At 63.7% G+C, this 23,295-nt stretch carries 18 protein-coding genes; 8 read left to right on the top strand and 10 right to left on the bottom strand.

The annotated features are described in order from the left end of the window. Together KA184_07320 and KA184_07315 are read left to right on the top strand one after the other, a co-directional pair. On the top strand, positions 1 to 206 hold a 206-nt coding region (locus KA184_07320), incomplete at its 5' end, for a hypothetical protein (protein MBP8129378.1). Between the two features lie 71 nt (positions 207 to 277). Further along, complete coding sequence (locus KA184_07315) at positions 278 to 1,327, top strand: hypothetical protein (protein ID MBP8129377.1); 1,050 nt, start codon at positions 278 to 280, stop codon at positions 1,325 to 1,327. A gap of 19 nt (positions 1,328 to 1,346) precedes the next feature. On the opposite strand, the gene KA184_07310 is transcribed toward KA184_07315, so the two are convergent. The 7 genes from KA184_07310 to KA184_07280 form a co-directional block, all read right to left on the bottom strand. Then, positions 1,347 to 2,567: a M20/M25/M40 family metallo-hydrolase gene (locus KA184_07310; GenBank protein MBP8129376.1), complete on the bottom strand. Its 1,221-nt coding sequence runs from the start codon at positions 2,565 to 2,567 to the stop codon at positions 1,347 to 1,349. Positions 2,568 to 2,638: 71 nt separating this feature from the next. After that, positions 2,639 to 3,931, bottom strand: a complete 1,293-nt coding sequence (locus KA184_07305) for a Gfo/Idh/MocA family oxidoreductase (protein ID MBP8129375.1) — start codon at positions 3,929 to 3,931, stop codon at positions 2,639 to 2,641. Positions 3,932 to 4,009: 78 nt separating this feature from the next. Continuing rightward, on the bottom strand, positions 4,010 to 5,464 hold the full coding sequence (locus KA184_07300) for a hypothetical protein (protein MBP8129374.1): 1,455 nt from the start codon (positions 5,462 to 5,464) through the stop codon (positions 4,010 to 4,012). Between the two features lie 194 nt (positions 5,465 to 5,658). Beyond that, positions 5,659 to 8,007, bottom strand: coding sequence for a hypothetical protein (locus KA184_07295; protein MBP8129373.1), 2,349 nt, complete (start codon positions 8,005 to 8,007; stop codon positions 5,659 to 5,661). After that, the gene (locus tag KA184_07290) at positions 7,982 to 8,845 is read right to left on the bottom strand and encodes a polyprenyl synthetase family protein (GenBank protein MBP8129372.1); all 864 of its coding nucleotides are present in this window, start codon (positions 8,843 to 8,845) and stop codon (positions 7,982 to 7,984) included. The genes KA184_07295 and KA184_07290 overlap by 26 nt, the downstream gene beginning before the upstream one ends. Positions 8,846 to 8,876: 31 nt before the next feature. After that, entirely contained in the window at positions 8,877 to 10,208 is a 1,332-nt protein-coding gene (locus KA184_07285) for a glycosyltransferase family 2 protein (protein MBP8129371.1), read from the bottom strand. A gap of 44 nt (positions 10,209 to 10,252) precedes the next feature. Further along, positions 10,253 to 11,212, bottom strand: coding sequence for a haloacid dehalogenase-like hydrolase (locus KA184_07280; GenBank protein ID MBP8129370.1), 960 nt, complete (start codon positions 11,210 to 11,212; stop codon positions 10,253 to 10,255). Positions 11,213 to 11,438: 226 nt separating this feature from the next. Here KA184_07280 and KA184_07275 point away from each other — a divergent pair, with 226 nt between their 5' ends. From KA184_07275 to KA184_07250, 6 genes are all read left to right on the top strand, one after another. Continuing rightward, positions 11,439 to 12,155 carry a glycosyltransferase family 2 protein gene (locus KA184_07275; protein ID MBP8129369.1) on the top strand — a complete coding sequence of 239 codons (717 nt, stop codon included), beginning with the start codon at positions 11,439 to 11,441 and terminating at the stop codon, positions 12,153 to 12,155. Positions 12,156 to 12,161: 6 nt separating this feature from the next. Continuing rightward, the gene (locus KA184_07270; GenBank protein MBP8129368.1) at positions 12,162 to 13,262 is read left to right on the top strand and encodes a DegT/DnrJ/EryC1/StrS family aminotransferase; all 1,101 of its coding nucleotides are present in this window, start codon (positions 12,162 to 12,164) and stop codon (positions 13,260 to 13,262) included. 106 nt (positions 13,263 to 13,368) lie between these two features. Then, entirely contained in the window at positions 13,369 to 15,945 is a 2,577-nt protein-coding gene (locus tag KA184_07265) for a DEAD/DEAH box helicase family protein (protein ID MBP8129367.1), read from the top strand. Positions 15,946 to 15,951: 6 nt separating this feature from the next. Further along, positions 15,952 to 17,328, top strand: coding sequence for a glucose-6-phosphate isomerase (locus KA184_07260; protein ID MBP8129366.1), 1,377 nt, complete (start codon positions 15,952 to 15,954; stop codon positions 17,326 to 17,328). Then, on the top strand, positions 17,325 to 19,109 hold the full coding sequence (locus KA184_07255) for a hypothetical protein (protein ID MBP8129365.1): 1,785 nt from the start codon (positions 17,325 to 17,327) through the stop codon (positions 19,107 to 19,109). Before KA184_07260 ends, KA184_07255 begins: the two co-directional genes overlap by 4 nt. A gap of 233 nt (positions 19,110 to 19,342) precedes the next feature. Continuing rightward, the gene (locus KA184_07250) at positions 19,343 to 19,930 is read left to right on the top strand and encodes a response regulator (protein ID MBP8129364.1); all 588 of its coding nucleotides are present in this window, start codon (positions 19,343 to 19,345) and stop codon (positions 19,928 to 19,930) included. Between the two features lie 61 nt (positions 19,931 to 19,991). On the opposite strand, the gene KA184_07245 is transcribed toward KA184_07250, so the two are convergent. From KA184_07245 to KA184_07235, 3 genes are read right to left on the bottom strand one after another with little or no spacing between them, the layout of a single operon-like run. Then, positions 19,992 to 21,167 carry an aldo/keto reductase gene (locus tag KA184_07245; GenBank protein MBP8129363.1) on the bottom strand — a complete coding sequence of 392 codons (1,176 nt, stop codon included), beginning with the start codon at positions 21,165 to 21,167 and terminating at the stop codon, positions 19,992 to 19,994. 45 nt (positions 21,168 to 21,212) lie between these two features. Beyond that, complete coding sequence (locus tag KA184_07240; protein MBP8129362.1) at positions 21,213 to 22,073, bottom strand: sulfurtransferase; 861 nt, start codon at positions 22,071 to 22,073, stop codon at positions 21,213 to 21,215. Between the two features lie 21 nt (positions 22,074 to 22,094). Further along, positions 22,095 to 23,255, bottom strand: coding sequence for a hypothetical protein (locus KA184_07235; protein MBP8129361.1), 1,161 nt, complete (start codon positions 23,253 to 23,255; stop codon positions 22,095 to 22,097). Between the last annotated feature and the right edge of the window lie 40 nt (positions 23,256 to 23,295).

Here is a 23,295-nt window from a genome sequence, read left to right as displayed (position 1 = left end):
CGTATCAAGCCATAGACCGCACACAAGACGCGCGCGGCCGGTTCCTGCTGCGCGGCCTCGTCGCCGCGACGGCCGGGCAGCTTGTCGCGTCGCTGGCCATGCCGCGATTGACGTACCCGGCCGGCGCCGTCTTCCTCGCCATGATGACTTGCGCCTTCCTGGTCCTCTCGCGCGAGCAAGACGGCGCGCAAGAGGAGCGTTCCTGAGCGCGGCGGCCCTTGCGCCGTCGCGGGCCGCGCGCTATTCTCACGCCGCAACCAGAAGCAAAGGACCTGCCATGAGACCAGCGTTGTCCGCCCTGTTGGCGGTTGGTTATGCGGCCGCCCTCGCCGCACAAGATGTGAAGCCCGCCGAGCCGCGCATCAAGGCGTTTTGCATCGATTTCAACTGGGGGCCAGACGGCTTCGCGACGCCGGGCATGTACGCCCAGGCGTCGCCGCAAGAACATTTCGACTGGTACCGCGACCTCGGCGTCAACACGATCCAGACTTTCTGCGTCAGTTGCCCGGGTTATGCGTGGTACCGGAGCGAAGTTGCGCCCGTGCAGCCCGGCATGCAGGGTGATTTCCTCAAGGAACTGACGGAACTGGGCCATGCCGAGGGCATGAAGGTCATGGGCTATTTCTGCATCGGCGCAAACTCGCACTGGGACGAGACGCACCCTGAACTAAGCCACTGCATCCCGAGCGCGATCTCCATCCCATTCACGCGGGAATACCTCGAGTACCTGTCGCGGGTAATCCCCGAGGCCCTGACAGCAACGGGCATCGATGGATTCATGATCGACTGGGTTTTCAACGGTTCCCACTTTTACCCGGACAAGCCATACGCATGGCTCGACTGCGAGAAGCGGATGTACCAGGAATTGTTCGGCGAGCCATTCCCCGGAGACGCGGCCATGACCGCCGACCGGGTCAACGAATTCAATCGCCGCGCCCTCGACCGCTGCTGGAAGACAATCCGCGCCGCCGCGAAGACGGCAAAACCGGACTGCATTATCTGGCTGAGTTGCTACGACCTGGAACATCCCCAGGTCGCGGGCTCGACGCTGTTGCGGGAAGTGGACTGGCTCATGAACGAAGCCCCGGAAGCGGCGAAGCTCGAAGCCGCAAGGCAGGCCGCGGGCGCGCACACCCGGCTGATCCAGTGCCTGAGCGGCTGGGGCGGCAAACACGACGCCGCGGCTTTCCTTCAGGACCCGCGTTTTGCGGATGCCGGCCTATACGGATTCATCAAGCCCGGCCTGGAAACGGCATTGCCCGTCGCCGGGGCCACCGGCGACGCGAAGAATATCGAGGCGCTGCGCGCGGCCTTCCGGGCCCCGTGATTGCGGAAGGCCCCGCCTGTCACCGCGCCTGCTGCAGTCCTTCGCGGTCGAACTGCTCGACCGCGGCGACGGAAACGCGCACGGCCTGCGCGATGCATTCGCGGTCCAGGTTGTCCGCGTCATCCAGGCGCGTGTGGTAATACCGGGGCGGCGCCGGGTCCATGGCCGCGAGCGCGGCGGCGGGAACGCCCGCCTGCGACACGGCCGCGGCGTCCGACGAACCGAGGTAGATCGTCGCGAGCGGCAGGTCCAGCCCGCACTCGCGCCCCGCGCGCTGCAACAGCGCGCACACGCGCGCATCATTGCGCACCACGCCGCTCATGTCGCGCCGATACACGGCCATGTGCTTCAGGTCACGAAACGTCTCAAGGGCGAGAAAGGCGTTTTCGCCGCCGCGCAGTTCCTCGCCGTGCGCACGCGCGTAGGCTTTTGCGCCGCGCAGGCCCGCCTCTTCCGAGCCGGTGATGACGCACGACACCTCCGTATGCTCGAAGCGTGTGTTCGTCTCGTGCAGGTACTTCAGGACGGACACGGCGGCGAACACGCCCGTCAGGTTGTCGTTGGCGCCGGGAACGACGCGCCGGAAGTTCGAGAAGAAGCACATCCCGGCGAAGAACGGCGCGCACGCCCATTGCGCGTATCCCAGCGCGCGCCAGATGCCCCGCGGCGCGGCCAAGGGACCGTTCAGCAACACGCAGGCCACGTCCAGCCCCACCTTGAAGACGCCGGCAAGCAGCATGCTCACGATTGCGAGCTTCAACAGGCCCACGCCGCCGTAGTAGCTGAAAGTCCACTCATAGGCGGCGTCGGCGTGTCCGGACACGATGATCCGGCGTTTGCGCTCGCCCGCGGCGCGGCGCGTTGCGACGACGTTGTGCGAGACGCGCGCCGGGAACAGCGGGTCCAGGAACTGGCGGTAGAGCACGAATTGCAGCACAACCACCAGCAGCGCGCCCGCCGTGAACAGCAGCGCGAGCGCCGGGAAGAGCCAATACGCCAGGATCGCGGCGAAAAACAGCGCGCCCGCAACGGGCATGAAGCCCATGAGCGCGGGCGGACGCACTGCGAAGGGCTCCGTCCGGATTTCGTCCGCCCACGGCTTCAACAGGCCGGCAAAATGCGCCTGGGCGCGCGTTTCGCCCTCGCCGCCCGGCTCGCGCGGGCCGAACGATTCGATCACATGGCGGATGCCGTCCATCGAGAAGGCGGCGCAGCGGTCAAGCACCGCGTTGTCTAACATATCTAACTCCTAATATAAAAGGGGCCTGGAATCCTAAGTCCCTTATGGGTACAATAAACCGGACCGCGCGGTCACGCGAGCGGCGGAACCGCGAAGTCGGGATGATACTCGCGCCTGAGCATCGCATTCGCTTCCTCGTCGTGCGGACACGTCTCCGTCGCGGGGTCGAAATCGATGGCGCGCCCGAGCCGGTAGGCGACATTGGCCAGATGGCAATGCGCGGACGCGATGTGCCCCTCGAGCGCCGTGCCGTGGACAAGCTGGTCATTGCGGTCGCGCACCGCGCGCAGGAAGTTCTCGAACGGCCCGGCGGACTCCGGTTCGGGATATTTCGCCGGGTCGACCGGTATGGCTTCCCCTTTCTCACTGAAGAACCCCTTGCCCTCGACGAAGTAGCCCCGGTCCGCATAGAAGAGGTTTCCGACGCCAACGCCCTCCTCGCTGTTTGTCCAGCGTCCGCGCACCTCGAAGACGGTCATCGTGCCGTCGGAGTAGGTGAACGTCGCCACCTGCGTGTTCGGCGTTTCGCACGGGTCCTTGTAGGTGTAACGCCCGCCCGCGCTTTGAACCTTGACGGGCAGCCCCTTGTTCATGCCCCACGCGGCGACGTCCATTTGATGCACGCCTTGATTGCCGATGTCGCCGTTGCCGTAGTGCCAGAACCAGTGCCAGTTGTAGTGCACATACAGGGGATTATAGGGTTTCTCCGTCGCGGGCCCCTGCCAGATGCGCCAGTGCAGGTGCGCCGGCGGTTCCTGGTCCCCCGCCGCAGTGAGGCCGTCGCGGCGCTTGTAGCACAGGGCGCGGGCCATGTAGAGCGGCCCAATAATCTCGCCGGACTGGAGCAGCGCCATATCGCGGACCCAGTTGCTTTCCGAGCGGCGTTGCGTGCCGTGCTGCACAATCCGCCCGTATTGCTTCGCCGCCGCGACCACTTGACGGCCCTCCCAGACTTCATGCGAGAGCGGCTTCTCCACATAGACGTCCTTGCCGGCCTGGCAGGCCCATACCGTCGCGAGCGAGTGCCAGTGGTTCGGCGTGGCGATACCGAGCACGTGAATGGACTCATCCGCCAGCGCGTCCCGGATATCCACGTACTTCTTCGGCGCCTTGCCGGTTCTCTTTTCCAGTTCCTTCGCGCGCTGTTCGAGCACCTGTTCGTCGGGGTCGCACAGTGCCACGACTTCCGACCGGTCCGAATCGGAGAATCCGCCGATGTGCGCCGTGCCGCGGCCGTTCACGCCCGCGACGCATACACCGATGCGGTCATTGGCCCCGAACACCGTCCCGCGCGCCATGGCGCCCGCGGCGACGACCGCGGCGGCAGATGCGCCCAGGAATCGTCTGCGTGACAGTCCACTCATTACTCCACCCTCCATAGGTGTTTGCCGCCGCTCGCGCCGCGGCGGACGTTCCGGTTTTTCCTCTTGTCACCGGCCGCGTCACACTACCGTTCGAATGCCATAAAGCCGACAGAATTGCCGCAGGTCGCGCGCGCGGTCGCCGTAGAAAACAACTTGGTGCATGCCCTTCACGTCGCGGACATCGTCCACTTCCTTGATTTTCATCAGCAGATTGGTGCGGCATCCGCCCGCGGGCGGCATGCTCGGGCATTCCACGATTTCCCCGGAGTAAGCGATCATCTCGGGTTGTTCCGACGACTTGTACAAGGCCAGCGTGGCGGGCTGGCCCGGCGTGAACAGGACTCGCGGCACGCAGCCCCACCCTGCTTCCGCGTGGCTGCGCAGGATGTACGGCTCCGGCGCCGTCCCTGGCCCGTTCATTTTCGAAGGGCTTGTGCAATGGGCGCCGAAATACAGGTTGCGCTCCGTGTCCATACCCGCGTTCTGCTGGAACCCCGGACGGTCAAACAGCTCCTGAACCAGCATCAGCGTCAGCGTCGCGTTGAGGTCTGACTGACACCCCGCCGGAATGCCTTCGTCGCGCAGAGACATGAAGCCCATGCAGGGCGGCACGTGCTTGTGCGGACGGCTCAGCCCCGGCAGGCAGTCCATCATGACGGCACTGGCCTCTTCCTCCGTGATCAGCGCCTTGAGCGCGAAATAGGCTCGCGCGGCCTGCGTGATATCGTCCTCGACAGGCTCCACGATTTCCTTTGCGCCTTCGCGATAGACCCGCGCCAGTTGGGTCACGGCCTCGTCGATCTGCGTCCGCTCATAGATATCGTAAAACCGCTGCAGCGGCGCCGTGCGCACGGTTGTGCCCAGCACGGGCACGATATCCTCGCGCGCCATGTCGCCCGCGAGGTTCAACAGGCGGGCTTCTTTCATACGGTGCGCGGCACGAATCATGCGCAAACCATTTTCGGCCGCGTCCAGATTCTCGAAGGAATTGATCAGGTAGATGCCCGGGGCGTCGCGCACTTCATTGACGTGGTCCACGAGCAGCACGCCCAAGGTGGCCAGGACCACAGCGGGGAGCTTTGTCTCCTCGATAATCCGCGTCACCCGGCCCCAGTGACCTTTCTTGAACGGGACCAACAGCAGCCCGTCCGGCGGCGCGGCCCTTACGTCCTCGATAAAGCGCGCGGCGTCCTCTTCCGTGTCCAGCGGCGCGGCGTCCATGGTGATCGTCATGCCGAGTCTTGCCTGCATCGCGTCGATGCGGGCCGCGTATTCGCGCTGACGGCCCTCCGCATCGAAACTCGAGCCCGGCCAGCTGTAATACCCGGCTTCATCGAGGGTCTTCGTGGGGGGATACACGAACGCGCCGCGCACCACGGCCGGCCGTATTACCCGGGTTGCGGCTGTCTGACCCCCGGCCATGACGGGGATCAGCCCCGGTATCCCCGCGGCTCCCGCCGCAGAAACGCTCATGGCCTGCAGAAAACCCCGCCGCGAAATGCCTCCGCCGCAACATTCGTGGTCATGCGTCATGGCAGTCCCTTTCCGCGCACCCGGCGCAGTTGCATGCCCGCCGGCTCCTCCCACCGCGTCCCATGGTAGCGCAAAGCATCCTCCCTGACAACAAAGTCAGATTGCGTGCCGCCGTCTCCGCGAAACGTCACGACGCGGCGGCGAATCGAGACATGTTTCCGCTCCCGGGCGGATTTCAAAGACCCCGCGCGATGCTACGACTCGCCCGTGACGACGGACTCCCCCTCGGCCGCCTCGCCCTCGGCGGCCTGCTCCGTTTGACCGTAAGCGGAGAGAGGCAGCGGCGTGAGCTGCATCAGACGCGTCTCGCCGATAGTGAGATTCATGACAAATGAGCGCTTCTGGGGCCAGCCGATACGGGCGTCGAACAGGTCCTGCACGTCGTAGTAGCGGCTCAGGTCCATCACGCGCTCGCCGCTTTCCTGCGAATGGACGGCGAGAAGACCGCGGCCCATCCAGGCGGCGTCGAAAAAGCCGTACGCACCCTCGCGAAAACACATCGGTTGCTCGAGAATACGCAGGATCTCCCGGAGCACGGGCGGCGTCAGAAGCGGCTCCGCCACATACACGGAGGTCCAGCCTTCGTCCAGAAACTTGATGCCCAGACTGGCCTTGCCGGAGTCCACGTACTTCGCGAGTACGTCGACATCCGGGTCGTCGATATAGAACAATGGCGCCCAGTCCTGGGCTTGTCCGAAAGGCGCGTCCTGCGCCGCCCAGGGCCCGGGCAATACGGAATACGAGCCGCTCCTGGCGGCTCCGTCGAACTGCTTTACCTCCATTTGTGTCGTGGCGCTGATATTCGCCGCGTCTTCGCGCCCGTTCAGGTAACCGGGCGCGTACATCCAGATGGCCGACGCCTGTTCACGGGTGAGTATTTCGTGCAGCCGCTTCCGGTCGTCATCCGGCAAGAAGAACGCGTTGAGGAAGAGGTACACCGGCGCGGGCGCCATGCGGTCGTCGAGAACGTCCTGGAGGAGGCAAAACCGGGTCGGCATGCCGCTGCGCAGGGCGGCATCCACCGTCTGATGCAGGAGCAATTCATTCACGGTCTCGTCGCATCGCTGATAGAAACGGCTGATTTCGTCTACGACGACGGCCAGACTGCGCGCGTGCGGGAACGGGGGAACGCCCCACGCAGGGTCGCCGGTTTCCGCGACTGCTTCCGCAGCAGGCTCGCGCTCCTTCGCCAGGACGTTCGCGTACGCCTGATACATCAGGCCAAATTCTTCCCATTGCTCTTCGTCGTGGAGCCAACCCTTGCCCTCGGGGTCCGACCAGACGACCCCGAGGCCCATGATTAGCGCCGAGGCAAAGTTGCGCCGCTGCACGTTGAAGACATCCTCGCTGCGCAGGCCCTTCATGCGCGCAATCTCCCCCGTTTCCGGGTCGCGCGCGACGCCGGTGCGCGTATCGTCCACCACCAGCCATTCCTTGCCGTGAAACAGCACGCTCGTCACAGGCCCCATGAAGCTTCCCGCGCCGCCGAGTCCGCGGTTCGCGTAGGAAATGGGCGCGACGAAGCCGTCCAGGTCGCTGGCGATTACCACGCCGAGGCCCAGATGCCCGGTATCGTTGCGAAGCAGCTCATAGGTATAGCCGTACGGCGCGAAGACCTTCACGGGCGCCTTGGCGGCGCTTTTTACGTGCACGCACAGCGCCGCGATGGCATCCGCGGTGCTTTCCGCCGTATAGCGCAGAAAATCGGAATAAGATGCCTGTTCCGGAAGCGCATAGAAAACGGATTCCGTGGCCGCGGGCTCCAGAACTTGCGGAATCGCCGCGGTGTCGATCGTCACCTCGGCATTCCCCCAAGCCTCGCGCAGCGGTTCGTCCTGCACGTATTGCCCTCGCAACCATGCGCGAAACCCGTTCAGATTCGCGGGGGAGTCGTCCCAGCCCGGCCGCTGCCACGCCCCGTCTTGCAGCGCGCACAGGACCAGCCCAATAACGCGGTCCTTGAACGCGTCTTCTTCCAGCGCCGCCATGAGCGTGGCCAGCGCCGCGCGCGCGGCGTCGAGCCAGACGGGCGACGCAGGTGTGGGGTAACGGCGCGTTTGACCGCCAATACGCGCCGCATGGTCCATGTTCGCGCGCAGCCACTCGTCCGTGGGATTCAGGTTGACTTTCAGCAGCAGCGCGGCCCGCGGGTCGGCCTGGATAATGTGCGCCGCCGGTTCCAGCAATGCGCTGCAATCCGTCTCGCCCGCCCAAGGCAGGCTGACCGCCGCCACGTAGCGGTGCAGGCCGGTCTTCGCGGCCATGCCGATTTCCGCCTCGACAATGGACCATTCGCCGCCGCGCTCGGGTTCTGCAAAGAAGTACAGCGGCGGCGCATTCGCGTCCATTACGGGTGCCGCCGCGGCCGGACGCCCCCCAGACAGTCCGGGCGCGGGCGGCGGCGCCACTTCCGGCGGCGGCGCTTCCGGCACGGACAGTTCGCCGAGCCACAATCCCAGCATCGCCGCCAGCGCCATCAGGAGACCGATGATTGCCCCGCGCACCAGGACACGGCGTCTATGATTGGATACTTGCCCGGACATACTCCGCAATCCGTCGCAGTATGGATACGTCTCCGCCCAGGGGCCGAAGCGCATCTACGGCTTGATCGAGCAAAACGTGCACGCGGGCGCACGCGCCCGATGCGCCCAGATGGGTTTCAAAGGTCGTCTTGCCCGCGTCTTCGCGCGGCGCGCGCGCGTCCAGAAGGTCGTCCACGACCTGAAACGCAAGGCCCAGGTTCCTCGCGTAGTCCTCCAATCCCTGTACGACACCGCTTTGCAGGTCCAGCAAGAGAGCCGGTATGCGCACCGCCGCCAGGAACAGAACCCCCGCCTTGAGCCGGTGCTCTCGCTCCAACTCGTTGAGGGAAAGCTTGCATCCCGTCAACGCGAGGTCGATGTGTTGGCCGCACACGAGGCCGCGCGTGCCCACGGCGGCCGCAAGCGCGCCCAATGCCTCGGCGGCGCAGGCAGGGCGCACAGCCTGTGCGTTCCGCGCGAGCAGTTCAAAGGCGCGCGCAAGCATCCCAATCGCGGCCAGGATCGCGGTCGCTTCCCCGTACTGAATGTGGGTGCAGGCGCGGCCGCGCCGCTGTTGCGCGTCGTCCATACAGGGCAAGTCATCGAGGATGAGCGATGCGGCGTGGGACAACTCGATGGCGCAGGCGGCGTCCAACCCCTGGTTCCACTCAGCGGCAGCCAGGTCACAGACGCCGAGCAGCAACAGGGGCCGCAACCGTTTGCCGCCGCCGAGCGCGGCATAACGCATCGCCTCATGCACCCGCCGCGGCTCCTCCGCCGCGGGCGGCAGGCACGCATTGAGCGCCGCTTCGACGCATCCCCTCGCCAGCATGAGCCGCACGGCGGCGTCGGCCGGCATGGGACCGGTTCCTCCGGTTGCTTGTTCGTTATCACTCATGCGTATCAAGCCGTTCAATGCCTATCCAGCCGCCCAGGTCAACCTCCGCGCCCGTTTCCTGCGCCGTGAAAACCCGCCGTGACTCGAACTCGAGCCGGCCGGCCCGCGCTTCCACACGCGTCTCTTCCAAGCTGGTTGTGGAAAGACGGGCGAGTTCCGCGCCTTCGGCGCGAACCACCACCTCGGTGGGACCGAGGGCAGGATAGCAATTGCCGTGCAGAAGCCGCAAACGCCCCGGCGGCACTTCCTCCCAGGCGCGCGCGGACATGGGCCGCAGCCGGCGGCCCTGATGCGCGATTTCGGGGTACCAGCCGCGTTCCGGCAACGGGATGCGGGGACAAAAGAGCGGGCGCCGCCGCACCAGCGGCCAGAAACGCCCGCGCACCAGGCCGGCCCTTCTGCGCCGTGCGCGTTCGGCGAGCGCGTGCGGGACATAGAGGGGCGCGTCAAGCCATGCGCGGGCATGAAGGCCTGCCCGCCAGTATTCCTTATCGAGCAGCGCCCGGCCCACGGCGCGGCACTCGCCCAGCACAATCGCGGGGAAACAGGCGGCCATACGCGACCAGGGAAAATTCCGCAACATGAGCCGGAACCGGTTGCGCGTGCTGAGGAAGTATTTGCGGCGCGCGCGTTCGCCTTGTCCGTAGGTCGCGCCGAACTTGTGCCGGACACGCGCGGCGGGGCACGTCCACACTTCATAGCCGCCATCCCACAAGCGCAGGCACAGGTCCAGGTCGTCCAGGTATATGTCGAAATCTTCGGGCAAGAGGCCCGTCTTGCGCAGCGCGGCCGCACGCAGGAACCAGGCGCCCCCGCAGACGCCGATGGTTTGCCCGGGCAAGTCCCAGTGCGGCCCGTCGACCCGGCCAAGCCCGCGGTCCCAGCTGGACGCGATGATCGAGCATTCGAGCCCCAGCGAGTTGAGCAGAAACGGCTGGTCGAAGAGGAGCATTTTCGGCGCCAGCGCGCCAATTTCGGGGCGCGCCTCCGCCGTTGCGACCAATTCCGGAATCGCGTCTGGCGCGGTAGCGGTATCGTTGTTGAGCAGGAACGCGTAATCCGCGCCGTCCTCGAGCGCGCGGCGCAGGCCCACGTTGTTCCCGCCGCTCCACCCGAGGTTTCTCGGGCATTGCAGGACAACGACGCGCTCGTCTGAGCCAAAGCGGTCCCGCACGAAGGCTACGGAACCGTCCGTGCTCGCGTTATCAATGAGGAAGAACCGGATGCTCGGGTACGGGCACGCGAGCAGCGACGCGAAGCACTCCTCAAGATGTTCGAGGCCGTTCCAGTTGATGACGAGCACGTAGACAAGGGGAGGTCTCATGCCGCCAGTATAGCAGCAGGCCGCGCCGCTCTGATAGACCGCCTTCAATCGTCATCGGCGATATGCGTGGGGCTCGGGCGCACCCGGCCCTCGAGCGCGCGCTTGCGCTCCGACATGATGCGTTCAGCGATGCGGCGCACCTGCAGCGCGAGCCACTTCGAAGTCGGGCTGTCTTCCCGGTAGTCCGCAGGGCCAATCATGTCCACGCGCTGCGTTTCATGAAGGCGCACGGCCTGCTCATACTGTTCGTCCGAGGCGGCGTCGTACACCGCGTAGGCCAGCCCGCCGTTCCTGCGCACAACGGAGAAACTCGGGATGTCACTCGGGCCATCGGCGATGTAGATCATGTTCCGGAAGGGCACGCGCCGCTCTTCTTCCGGAATCATGTCGTTGACGGTAATTTCGGGATGCTTGTTGACGCCTTTGTTGATCTCGAAGAGGGCGCGCGTCTTCGTCGTGTGGTCCAGGAACGTCGCGATCTGGCTGATTGGCCCGGATTCCGGGAGGCCATCGAAATCAGCGCCCGGCGCGGCGGGCGCCTCGATAAACTCACTGGCGTAGACCCCCGCGAGCCGGTCCGAGATCGCCGAGCCGCGGATCAATTCGGCCAGACCGGTGCTGACGACATAGTGTTCGAGCCGCAGGTCGCTTTCCCGGAACTGGGCGTGGTCAAGAACGGCGATCAACCGGTCGAAAAGCTGCGGGACACCGGGAAAGAACCGGATTGCGGCGCCCAGTTCACGCAGGCGAGCGTTCGTCAGGCCCGGCAGCAGGCCCGCCTGCACGTAGGTGAGCAAATGGCCCAGGTAGCACGTGTCCGGCTGCACGTGGACTCCCGCCCGCCCGTAGTATGCGGGCAGCGCGTGCACTTCGCGCCAGAAGCGCTTCTCGTTGACGCCAAACGCTTGGAACAGCGGAGTTTGCATGTATTGCGGCGACAGGGTCTTGTCGAAGTCCCAGATCAACGCAATCACATTCTGAAGAAAAAGCCCTTTGGCAGCCACGGTCCGATTCTCCCGGATGCTCCGCCGGAGATAGTAGCAGGTTCGCGCAACGCTTCCCAGGGGACGGCGCCCGGCGTTTTGCCAACGCGCCCCCCGCCGGTATACTGAGCCCGCGCGGCATACCGGGTGAGGCATGCAGGATTAGCCAACACGCAGAACTGGAAGACAGCAGTGGAAATGTTCCAAGGAGCATGAGGCATTTTGGGTATCGAGGGGTAAAGCAAACGTGAGTAATCAGTTCTCTGTTTCCATCTTTTATCCTTGCTATAACGATTGGGGCACCATGGGTTCAATGGTGATGTTCACGGTCCAGACGGCGGAACGTCTTGGCCTCGACTATGACATAACCCTGGTGGATGACGGCAGCGGCGAACACACCGGCGAGCTCCTCGAAGAAATCGTGCGCCGCTACCCCAACGTCCGGGTCGTCCGGCATGAGAAAAACCGCGGCTACGGCGGCGCGTTGCGAAGTGGCTTTGCAGCCGCAACACGCGAATGGATCTTCTATACCGACGGCGACGCGCAGTACGACGTGCGCGAACTCGACGTGCTGCTGCGAGAGGCAGGTCCCGAAATCGACGTAGTGCAAGGTTACAAGATTACCCGAAACGACCCCATGTACAGGCGCATCATCGGCCGGATCTATCACTATATCGTCAAGTTCGCTTTTGGCCTGCGCCTGCGCGACGTGGATTGCGATTTCCGGCTGATCCGGCGCAGCGCACTGGACAAGGTCACGCTGGTGAGCAACAGCGGCGTGATCTGCTGCGAAATGATGGCGAAGATACAACGTCAGGGCTTCCGCGTGAAAGAAGTGCCCGTGCATCATTTCCAGCGCGCCCACGGCAAGTCGCAGTTCTTTCAACTGCGGCGGATTCTGAGGGTAGCCCGTCAACTGACGGCGTTATGGGTGCGCCTTGTACTGCTGCGCCGGGAAGTGTAGACGGTCATGATCCCTTTTTTCGAACTCGAACAGCAGGTTCGCGACCTGGAACCCGAATTGCGCGCGGCCATGGACCGGGTGCTGGCGCGCGCGTGGTTCGTCCTGGGCGAGGAAGGCCGCGCCTTCGAGCACGAGTTCGCAACGTATCTCGGCGCGGGCTGCGTTGCCGGCGTCGGCTCAGGCACCTCGGCGCTGCACCTGGCCCTGGCCGCCGTTGGCGTGAAACCTGGCGACGAGGTAATTATCCCCGCGAACACATGCGTGCCCACAGCGGCGGGCGTCGCCTCGGCAGGGGCAAGACCCGTGCCCGCGGACATCGACCCCCGCACGTGCACGATCGACCCGGCGGCGGTTGCGCGGGCTATTACGCCCAAGACCAAGGCGGTGGTTCCGGTTCATCTGTACGGCCATCCCTGCGACATGGCCCCGATTCTGGCCACGGCGCGCGAACGAGGCGTTTTCGTGATCGAGGATTGCGCGCAAGCTCACGGCGCAGCCTATAAAGGTCGCAAGTGCGGCACGCTGGGCGACGCGGCGGCGTTCAGTTTCTATCCGACGAAGAACCTCGGCGCCTTCGGCGACGCCGGGGCCATCGCGACCAACGACCCCGCGGTGGACGAACGGGTGCGCATGCTGCGCAATTACGGGGAACGCGAACGGTATCGCCACGGCATCGAAGGCGTGAACAGCCGACTGGACGAATTGCAGGCAGCGGTCTTGCGCGCGAAACTGCCTTATCTCGACCGATGGAATGCCGCGCGGCGCGAACGGGCGCGCGCGTATCAGCAAGGCTTGGCGGGCCTGCCTGTCACCCTGCCTTTCGAGGCGCCGTGGGCGCGGCACAATTATCACCTGTTCGCGGTGCGCGCGCCCCGGCGCGACGCGTTGCGCGCGTTCCTGGCACAGCAAGGCATCGCCACGCTCATGCACTATCCTATCCCGATCCACCTGCAGGAAGCCTACGGCAGCCTCGGGTATCGCGAGGGCGCGTTTCCCCGTGCGGAGCAGGCCTGCCGCGAGACGCTCTCCCTGCCTCTGTATCCCGAACTCCCATTGTCTGCCGTAGAAACGGTGTGCCGGGCCATCACCCAGTTCTTCCAGGGGTGAACGCATCCCGCCGAGTTGCCTGAACAGGGCGTCCCCTGTCAGGATCATGCGCTCTTGCCCCGGGACGCGCGAGATTGAAGGCCTATCCGGCACGGGAAAGAAAAGCATGCCTGGACCGATGCCCCGAAAAGACGTGCGCGGCGAACCAGCCTTGCGCAGGATTACGCCATCCGCGATTGATCACATGCGCGATGCGATCGTGGAGACGGGCGGGCGCGAAGTCTTCTTCGCGGGGGCGCTGGATGCGGCGGGACGCGTATGCGAGGTGCGGGTCTGCGCGCGGGGAAATGACGACGCGGTGCCCGCGCTGTTCGAGGGGCTCCGCGTCCGCGACGTGGTGTTGCACAACCACCCGTCCGGCAATCTCGAGCCCAGCGAGGCCGACCTCGACCTGGCGTCTGTCTACAGCGTGCACGGCCACGGCGTGCTCATAGTCGACAACGGGCTGAGCCGCGTCTACGTGGTGGTGGAGCCCTTTCTGCCGCAGCAAGCCGAGCGGCTGGACCCAGAGGAACTTGCCCGGTTCTTCCGTCCCGACGGCAAGCTCGCGCGCACGCTGCCGCAATTCGAGGTGCGCCCGCAGCAGGAAGAGATGATGGAAGCGGTCGCACAGGCGTTCAACCAGGATGGCATCGCCGCCGTGGAAGCGCCGACAGGCGTGGGGAAGACCGTCGCGTACCTGCTGCCCGCGGCGCTCTGGGCCGTGCGCAACAAGGAACGGGTGGTCGTATCCACGCGAACCATCAACCTGCAAGAACAAATCGTCTACAAGGACATCCCCTTGTTGCAGCAGTGCCTCAAGGAGACATTCACCTGTTGCCTCGTCAAGGGCAGGGGAAATTACCTTTGCTGGCGTAAACTGGAGCGTCTCCTGTCCGAAGCGTCCCTATTCGACGACGACCGGATGCGCGAGCAGGTCGAGGCGATCGCGGAATGGGCGGAAAAAACCGCGGAAGGCGACCGCGAGGACCTCCCCTTCGTGCCAGAGCGGGAACTGTGGGACCGGCTCTGCTCGGAATCGGATACGTGCGCGATGGGGCGATGCCCCGACCAGCAGAAGTGCTTCGTCACACGCGCGCGCCGGCAGGTGGCCAAGGCCGATATTCTCGTCGTCAATCATCACATGCTGTTCGCGGACCTCGCGATCAAGCGGGAACTCGGCGATTTCTCGGCCTTGTCGGTTCTGCCTTCTTATCAAAGGCTGATTTTTGACGAGGCGCACAGCGTTGAGGACTCGGCGACGGAGTACATGGGCGTTTCCGCGGTCCGGCTGGGCGCGCTCGCCACCCTTTCCCGCTTCCTGCGCACGGAACGCGGTCAGGAACGCGGCCTGATCCCGTTCTTGCGCCTCAAGCTGGTCAAGGATTGCCCTCAACTGCCCGTGGACGCATTCGAGGTGATCCAGGATCTCATTGAGCGACAAGTCCTGCCCGAGATTGCACTGGCGCGAGAGACGCTCAATACCGCGTTCGACGCGCTGCGCGCGCTGGCCGCGGCCAAGTGCGGCGAAATCGGCCGTGATATCAAATGGCGACTGAAACCGAATACTCTGCAGGACCCGGACGTGCGCGCCGTGCACGCGGACTTCGTGCTGCCGTCCGTCGAGGCGGTCACGAAGCTGAACCAGTCCTGCCTGGCGCTGTTGCGGCTGCTGCAGGCCATTCCGCCGGATCCCGAATCGAAGGGATCGCCGATTGAAATGGAAATGCTCCAGTTGAGCGCCTACGCGAAGCGGCTCGAGCGGCTGGCGCTCGCGCTTGCGGAATCGACCAGCGAGGAACTGGCCGAGAACACCGTGCGCTGGATCGAGATCGACGCGGAGAACCCCAGTTTCGTGAAAGTTGCGCGCTGTCCGCTCGAGGTCGGCAAGCCGTTGGCCGACTGGCTCTACAGCAATCTCAAGACCATCGTCATGACTTCCGCGACGCTTACGGTGCGGCGCGAATTCGATTACCTTTTCGGCCGCCTCGGCATGGACCTGGTCCCGCGCGACCGGCTTAACGCGGTCTGCCTCGATACGCCGTTCGATTTCGGCGAACAGGCGCTGCTCGGCATTTTCACCGGCCTTGTCTCGCCAAGCGAACGAGGATTCCTGGACGAATCCGTGGACGCCGTGCGCGAAGTATTGCGCATCACACGCGGGCACGCGTTTGTGCTCTTCACCTCGTTCTACGCACTCGACTACACCTACCGGCGCTTGCGGGACGATCTGCGCGCCTCGCATATCACGCCGCTGCGGCAGGGTGAGGCGTCGCGCACGCAGTTGCTGGAACGGTTCCGAAGCGACACGGCGAGCGTCCTGTTCGCGACGGACAGTTTCTGGGAAGGTGTCGATGTTGCCGGGCGCGCGCTCCAGTGTGTTATACTGCCCCGGCTTCCGTTCCGGGTGCCTACCGAGCCTATTCTGGAGGCACGCGCCGAGGCTATCGACGACCGCGGCGGGAACTCTTTCCTGAGTTACTCCGTTCCCCAAGCCGTAATAAAGTTCCGGCAGGGATTCGGACGGCTGATCCGGCGCCGTACGGACCGGGGCGCGGTCGTGGTGCTCGACTCCCGGATCGTGACCAAGTTTTACGGCCGCATCTTCGTGGAGTCGCTGCCGGGGGTGCGCATGGTGCGCGGTTCGCGCGACGAGGTGCTCCAGGAATTGACGGAATTCTTTGACGAGTTGCATGAGGACTGAAGACGCATGAATGACGCCATCCGAATTGACATCCGCCTCGCCATGTCGGACGTGGTCGGTGAGGCCCACGGCATCACGCCCGCGGAACTCGACAGCACGGCCGGCCGGGTTCGCGAACTGCACGGGGCACTCGTGCAAGACCGCGTGGACAAGGTACGGGGCTTTTATGACCTCCACAAGGACACGCAGGTTATTGAACGCGTCAAGGCGGAAGCGGAAAGATTCCGAGGGATGGGCTACGAGAACCTCGTCGTGCTGGGCATCGGCGGGTCCGCGCTCGGCCTTTCCGCCCTGAATACCGCGCTGAACCCGCCCTACTATAACTTGCTCGACAGTACGGCGCGCGGCGGCGCTCCGCGGCTCTTTGTCATGGACAACATCGACCCGGTCACCTTTGCACGAATGATGAGCGTGTGCCCCCCGGAGAAGACACTCTACAACGCCATCTCGAAGTCCGGTGAAACGGCCGAGACAATGCTGCAGCTGCTGATAGTCATGGACGCGCTGGAACGGGCAGTGGGCAAGGCCGGCGTCAGAGACCACCTCGTAATTACGACAAGCCCGGACCGCGTCACCGCCCCCGACGCCCCCGCAAGCCTGCTCAAGCCGGTGGCGGAGGAATATGAAACCACAACCTTCGACATACCGGTGAACGTCGGTGGGCGCTTCTCGGTGTTCTCACCTGTGGGATTGTTTCCCGCGGCGGTGCTCGGCATGGATATCGACGGCATGGTCGCGGGCTGTGCGGTCATGGACACACGGTGCAGTTCGCCGGACCTGCAAGAAAACCCGGCGTACCTTTGCGCGGCGCTGCAGTACGTGCTGGATACCCGCAAAGGCAAAACCATGTCCGTCATGATGCCCTATTCGGACGGATTACGGGACGTTGCGGACTGGTACCGGCAGCTTTGGGCGGAGAGTCTGGGTAAGAAGAACAACCTCGACGGCAAGGAAGTCTACGTAGGCCAGACACCGGTCAAGGCGTTGGGCGCGACCGACCAGCACTCACAGGTGCAGTTGTACCGCGAAGGCCCGAATAACAAGGTCTTCACGGTGCTGGAAGTGCTGGAATTCAGCGAAACGGTCCCGGTTCCGGATAGCCTCGTCTGCGTTCCGGACCTCGCCTATCTGCACGGCGCAACGATGAACGAGCTGATGGCCGCGGAGCTGGAGGGCACGGTTGAGGCGCTCACGCACAGTCAGCGGCCCGTAATCCGCATCAGCATGCCCCGAATCAACGCAAACACGGTGGCGCAATTGTTGTATATGCTGGAAGTCGAGACCGCCATGGCGGGGCAGCTGTATCATGTCAATGCTTTTGACCAGCCCGGCGTCGAGGAGGGCAAGCGCATCGCACGCCGCCTCATGGGAGGCAATGGGTGATTCCTGAAGCGGACGGACATCCGCCGTTATCCGAGCGGCCCGACGGGCCCGCCGATTCGGTGGGCGCGCGACGCGTCCGGCATGCGTTCCGCTTTGCCGTGTTGGCGTGCGTAATGACAACGGTCACCCTGTGGTTCTCGGAAAACTACCTCCGGTACCCAAAACCGGAGCGGCTGTACCGGATGGCGCTACTGCTGGAAGACGATTCGGCGCGGGCGCTGTTGCGCAACCTCGTCCCGAAAGACGGCAAGATCCCCCAAGACCCCCGCTATGGCGCTTATCTCGCCGCGCTCGCGTTCATCGAAGATGGCACCTGGGACCGGGAACGCCAAGGCATATACGAATCGTACGCAGTGGACCCCCTGGTCATAGAACGGTATGAGCAGGCGCTCAGCGCCGACAAGGAAAATCCCTTTATCCTGATGATGTTCGGGTGCGCTCTGTTCCTGGACGGACAGTGCACCCGCGCACGCGACCTCTTCCGCGATGCGCGCCGGTTTACAGACCCAGAGGACGCGCTGCCCATCTATCTTGAGGCAGCGGCACGCGCACAACTGGGCGAGATGCAGGAAGCCTTGAGTCTGATTCGGCAAACGAACGACAACCCGGCCATGCGCGTCCACACACCGGAACCGTTATGGCACGCCACGCTGCCCCGGCAAGGCACATGGTACGCCAAGATGCAGCGCCGCCTCACGGAACGCGTCCTGGCGCCCCTGGTAAAGCTCAAGGACCTGGTTTGCGACCAGGCAGCGCGCCGCATGGGCGGACGCTCGACTGCTCCCTCATCCGCGCCGTCCGGCGGCGAAACACCGCAGCCGCCGATCGACACCGATGCGTGGCTGCAGGAAATCGAAGCGCTTGGCATGCGCATGCTCGGCATTGCCCCCATCCCAAGGGCAATAGAGACGGCAAACCGTCACGAAACGCGGGCAAGCGCCGAAAAGGCCCCCCCCCCGGAAGCCGGAAACCCGGAATCCGACGAGGAAGCAACGGCGCCGATTACCCTCCAGGCGCGGATGGGCATCCTCTTCCAGGAGGAAGCACTCCGTCTGCGCATGAATAGTCTTTCGCTGCCCGCCGCGGAACGCGACGCAGCGGCACGGCGGCTGGCCGTGCTCGAGGATGCCCAGGCGCAACTCCAGGCCTTTGATGACCAGCGAGAGGAACGGACCCGGGAACACGCTATTGTCGTGAACCGGCCGGGCGTTCTCTGCCTGCAGACGGCCGCCGCGCTCTTCCTGGCCTATCTCATTGTCTATATCCTCGCCAAACGGATGCACGCCGGGCGAATGGCCTGGGCCATTCCGCATCCGATATGGGCGTTGACGTGCGTTGCGGCGGCGTTTGGCGTGCTTTTCGTATTTCTCCTGGGTTTTCTTCTGCTCCAGCTGGCAACCAGACAACCGGGAGTCTGGCTGGTCGTGCTCACCTATGCCTGGTACGGAGTCATCGCGCTTGCTATGGCCGCGGGCCTCGTTTATCCCCGCCTGGTGCGGCCCGCCACTACCCAGAACCGTGCAGCCGGGAAAACCGGGGCCTCCGGCGCTTCTTCAAACCGGGCATCCCGCCTCCGGACGTACGCCAGCTTCCTGCGCCGTTACTACGGCATTCTCGCCGCGTCGTTTATTGTTCTTTTGTGCGCGTACGTCATCGCCCATCGGCTGGTCCTCGGGTTGTATCCTTGGATTCAAGCCCAGTTGCTGATTTCCGGCCTGGAAAGCCAGGAACTGGCCCTTGTCTCTCAAGTTCAGACCCTTCTTCAGGGCGCTTTGCTGTAGCGGTTGGGCAACGCTGATTCCAGAAAATCTACTGGACAGGACGTGCCGCACAAGCCCGGCTGAATGGCGAAAACAGCGATATTCGTCAGGACTGAGTTGACAAGTGCGCTGCTACTCGTGTACAATCTTAACAAACCTCGCATAATGTGAATTTTGGCGCAGACAAAGCATCCGTGATGTATCTGTGCCTTGGCGCGCATAACGGGGGTCGTCGACGCGACGGAGGAATAGCAATGGCCGGGGACCGCGAACAGAAAGCGTATACGACATTTGAAGCGGCTAAGATCTGCCACGTGACGCATCACAGCATCAAGAACTGGATTAAGCAGGGTCTGATCAAGGCATCGCGCACGCCGGGAGGCCACTACCGGATTCTAGAGGACGACCTGGACCGGTTCCGGGAGAAATATGACATGTTCCCACGGGAGAAGGGTCCCGTGAAAAAGCGCATCATGATTGTGGACGATGACCCCGATGCGCTGGCGCTGATGGAAAAGATCCTGAATGATGAGGGCTTCGAACTGGTCAAGGTCAGCAACGCGACGGAGGTGGGGCTGAAAGCGGCGCAACTAACGCCGGACCTCATCCTGTTGGACTTCCTGATGCCCGAAATCAATGGGTTCGAGGTCTGTAAAGCGTTACGGGACAATGAAATGACGCGCAGCATCCCTATCATGGCCGTCACCTGCCTGACGAAAGAGCGCGACATCGAGCGCATCTTTTCGTGTGGCGCCGACGAGTATCTCGCCAAGCCCTTCAAGATCGAACAGCTTATCGAGAAGGTGCGCGAACTGATTGGGCGTGGCCGCGCGCTCGACTGAGCCCCTCAAGAAACGTCCTGGCCGGGCCGGTTGCACGTGCGGGCCCGGCGTGGTCCGGAGTTCATTGCTGTTCGTTTTTTTGCAGGCGTTTTACGGGCTCGCCTTCCAGCATTCTATGCGCTTCCATGAGATAGTCGGGAATTCTATGCGCGTGAGGCGACCGTTTCAGGCACGCGCCGAGGTCAAGCTCCTGCACGCGGTCCGCCTTGTTGCCAGGAAACCAGTGGCCGCCGTTGCCGAGCAGGTTGTAGCGCATCTTGGCATACTCAATCATGTCGAAGGCGAGCACCAGATTGCGCAACCGCAGAATCCACTCGATGTTCATCTCGCCGGGCGCCTCGTCCCAGCGCGGTAACCCCTGATCCCAGGTGGCCACCCAGTCTTCCCCGAGAGTTCGCGTCATTTCCTCGTGAAGCCGGCGCTCAATAGGCGCCACCATCTCCCGGGCGCGCGGCAGGAGCGCGACCGTCTCCATGTGCGTGTCGAAATCCGCGGCGCGCGAAACACCCACGCTGATGGTGTGCACTTCGGGCCGGGCCAGGCAGAACAGGCCGTTAAAGACCATGGGGTGCAGCGGGTCGCACAAGCGCAGCAGCTTCTCGCTCGGCTTGTAGAGCATGCCTGCCTTGTCATTAGGACTGATAATTAAGACGCCCATGTCGCGCCGGCGCGCTTCGAGGATGTTTTCCCAATGGTCCTGGTAAATGAAGTACCAGTGCAGGTTAACATGTTCGAATGCGCCGGTTTCTATCGCTTTGCGCACCGTTTCGACGCCGCCGTGCGTGCTGAAACCGATGTCGCGGATACGCCCTTCCCGTTTCCAGGCCAGCGCCGTATCCATGCAGACCATGGCGGCTTCGAGCACCGCATCGTCATTCACGCCGTGGAACGAGAAGAGGTCGACGTAGTCCAGATGCAACAGACTCATGGACCTCTCGAAGGTCTCGGCGAATTCGGCGACATTCTTGCTGGGTCCGACCTTGGTTTGCACGTAGATGCGGTCGCGCGGCAGGGAAGGCAACACCTTCCCGAGTTGATATTCACTGGTGCCATAGCCGCGGGCCGTCTCGATATGGTTGATGCCGAGTTCCAGGGCATGGCGGATGCATTCCTCGACATTGCGCTGGCTTTCGTCTGAGACCGGGTCGTCGTCTTTCCAGCTCTGCTGAAAGCGCATTGCGCCGCAGGTGATTACGGGGATTTGAAGCTCCGTTCCTCCAAAGCGACGATACTCCATGCTCACTTCCTCTCCGCTTTATGGATGCAGACACACTTGGACCGGTCACTCTTGCGTCGCATGGCCCGCGACACTAAGGCCGGGGTGATTCCCCCACTCCGCCATGGAACCGTCGTACACGGCAACCCGGTCAATTCCGGCCAAGCGGTACACGAGATAACCCACGGACGCGTCGCGGCCGGTATTGCAGTAGGTGATGACCGGCGCGGAGGCGTCTCCTTGAATGGCCTGCTTCAATTCAGTCACAGGCCGCAGAGTGTAGTAGGGCGCGATATCGCTGCCCATCTTGACGGCGAAGTCGGTTGCAGGCAGGTTGCACGCGCCCGGGATGTGCCCGGCGCGCAACACGAAATCCTTCTTCGCGAGACCGGCGTATTCCTCCGGCGCCCGCATGTCCACCAACGTTCCGCGGGATGTTCCGATAATCGCCAGCACGTCTTCGCGGACAGCGAGCAATTCCGGGCGGGGCGTCAGAGAGAGTTCCGGCACGGGTTCCGGGGGCACGGGCGGCGCCCCCGCTTCGACAGGACGGCCCTCAGCCCGCCACTTTGCGAAACCGCCGTCCAGCACCGATACTCGGGGGAAACCCAGATATTCCAGAATCCAGAACAGCCGGGCCGCATTCTTGAGGTCGTCCGGCTTGTCCATTCCGGAATAGACGACAACGTGACGGGCGGGCTGCAACCCGGCTTCAGACAACAGCGCGGCAAGCGTCTCGACGGGTTTCAGCAATCCCTGTACGCCGTCCCGTTCCTCCGAGAGTGTGGCGGGGTCGAGGTGCAGCGCGCCAGGCAAATGCGCGGCGGCATAGGCTTCGATGGGCCGGGCGTCGACCACCTGTACGCCCTGTAGCTGCTGCAATTGGTCCGTGGCAATCAACAGCATGACGAAGGTCACTGCTTCCATATTCGGTCCTCTCTTCGTTTGTTACGGCCCCGAGGGGCCCTGCTCTTCTTCCAGCGCCGTGTCCGGGAACGAGAAACTTATGAACCGGTCGAAGAGGGGCGTCTTGCGAACGCGCTTCGGTTCACTCCAAAACACCTTGGGCTCATATGCGTATTCGACCTCAAGCAGGCCAAATTCCGCGAGCGGCTCCAGGATACGTGTATTGGTGAGCAATGTCGCGATGTCATATTCAACGGGATTCAGCAACTTGTAGGTCATCGGCAACAGAACGCGCTGCGCCATGGCCTTGGGCGTGACCCATTTCTTGAGTTTGCGCGCCACGGCGTAAAGCGTGTAGCAGTAGGCGTCCTGGATTTCTGGGCACTCAGGCCCGCAGTCGAGGCAAGCCAGATTGAATTTGTCAATGAAGGTCAAGAAAAGCCTCGCATAGAGTTGAGTGAGGTGCTCTTCCCTCATGAGGCTCTTGCCCTTGCGCGTCACGCGGAACCGTCCGTGCCGCAGACTGAGCAACCCCGCGAGGGTCAGCACAATGCGCAGGACGTGAATGGGATGCACGTCGGACTCCCTGATGGCCTTGCAGAAATGGCGAATCCTGTCCCGATAACCCTTCACCAGGTCGAGATTGTCAAGCATCTGCGAGACAAAGGCGCGATTCAGATTGCCGGCATCCGTCGCCTTGATATGCCCCATCTCGTCCACGGCATGGAGAAAGGTGCGGGCATTCCGGAGAAATCGGGTCCCCTCCACCGCCGCCGCCTCAACGTCCGTATTCAGCAGCACGACGCTGGAGTCCGCTCCAATGCCGCCATCTATCAGGGCGATGAGCTCCGGCAACGACAAGTCGCAGAGTTCGGGCATCGGTTCGTCCCCAAGACGGGCCAGCGCCTCAACATCCGGCCCTGCCATCTGTGGCATAGTTCCGTTTCCATTATCCCGCGGCGGTTCGGCCCACGGGTGGCGCGGTTCAACGAAGCCGGGTGCGTCCGTGCGCGCCTCGCCGCCGGACGCTTCTTCATTCATTTCCCCCGTCAACTGGACCAAGACGCGCCGGAAGTGTTCGCGGTCTTCTTTTCTGGGGGCGTTCTCCGAGAGCGTAAACATGCAGTCGAGCAATTCGGCAACGTCCAGGGACGTCATGCGGCAGACGACCGTGTTGCCATCTACGAGGCCGAGCCGCAACATCCGCCGCAATTCCGGCGAAGGGGAGGCCTGTCTGAGAATA

This window comes from Candidatus Hydrogenedentota bacterium (genome assembly GCA_018005585.1).
Classification (GTDB): domain Bacteria; phylum Hydrogenedentota; class Hydrogenedentia; order Hydrogenedentales; family JAGMZX01; genus JAGMZX01.
Note: the sequence above shows the minus strand (reverse complement) of the source record. Positions and strands in the feature narration are given on the sequence as shown.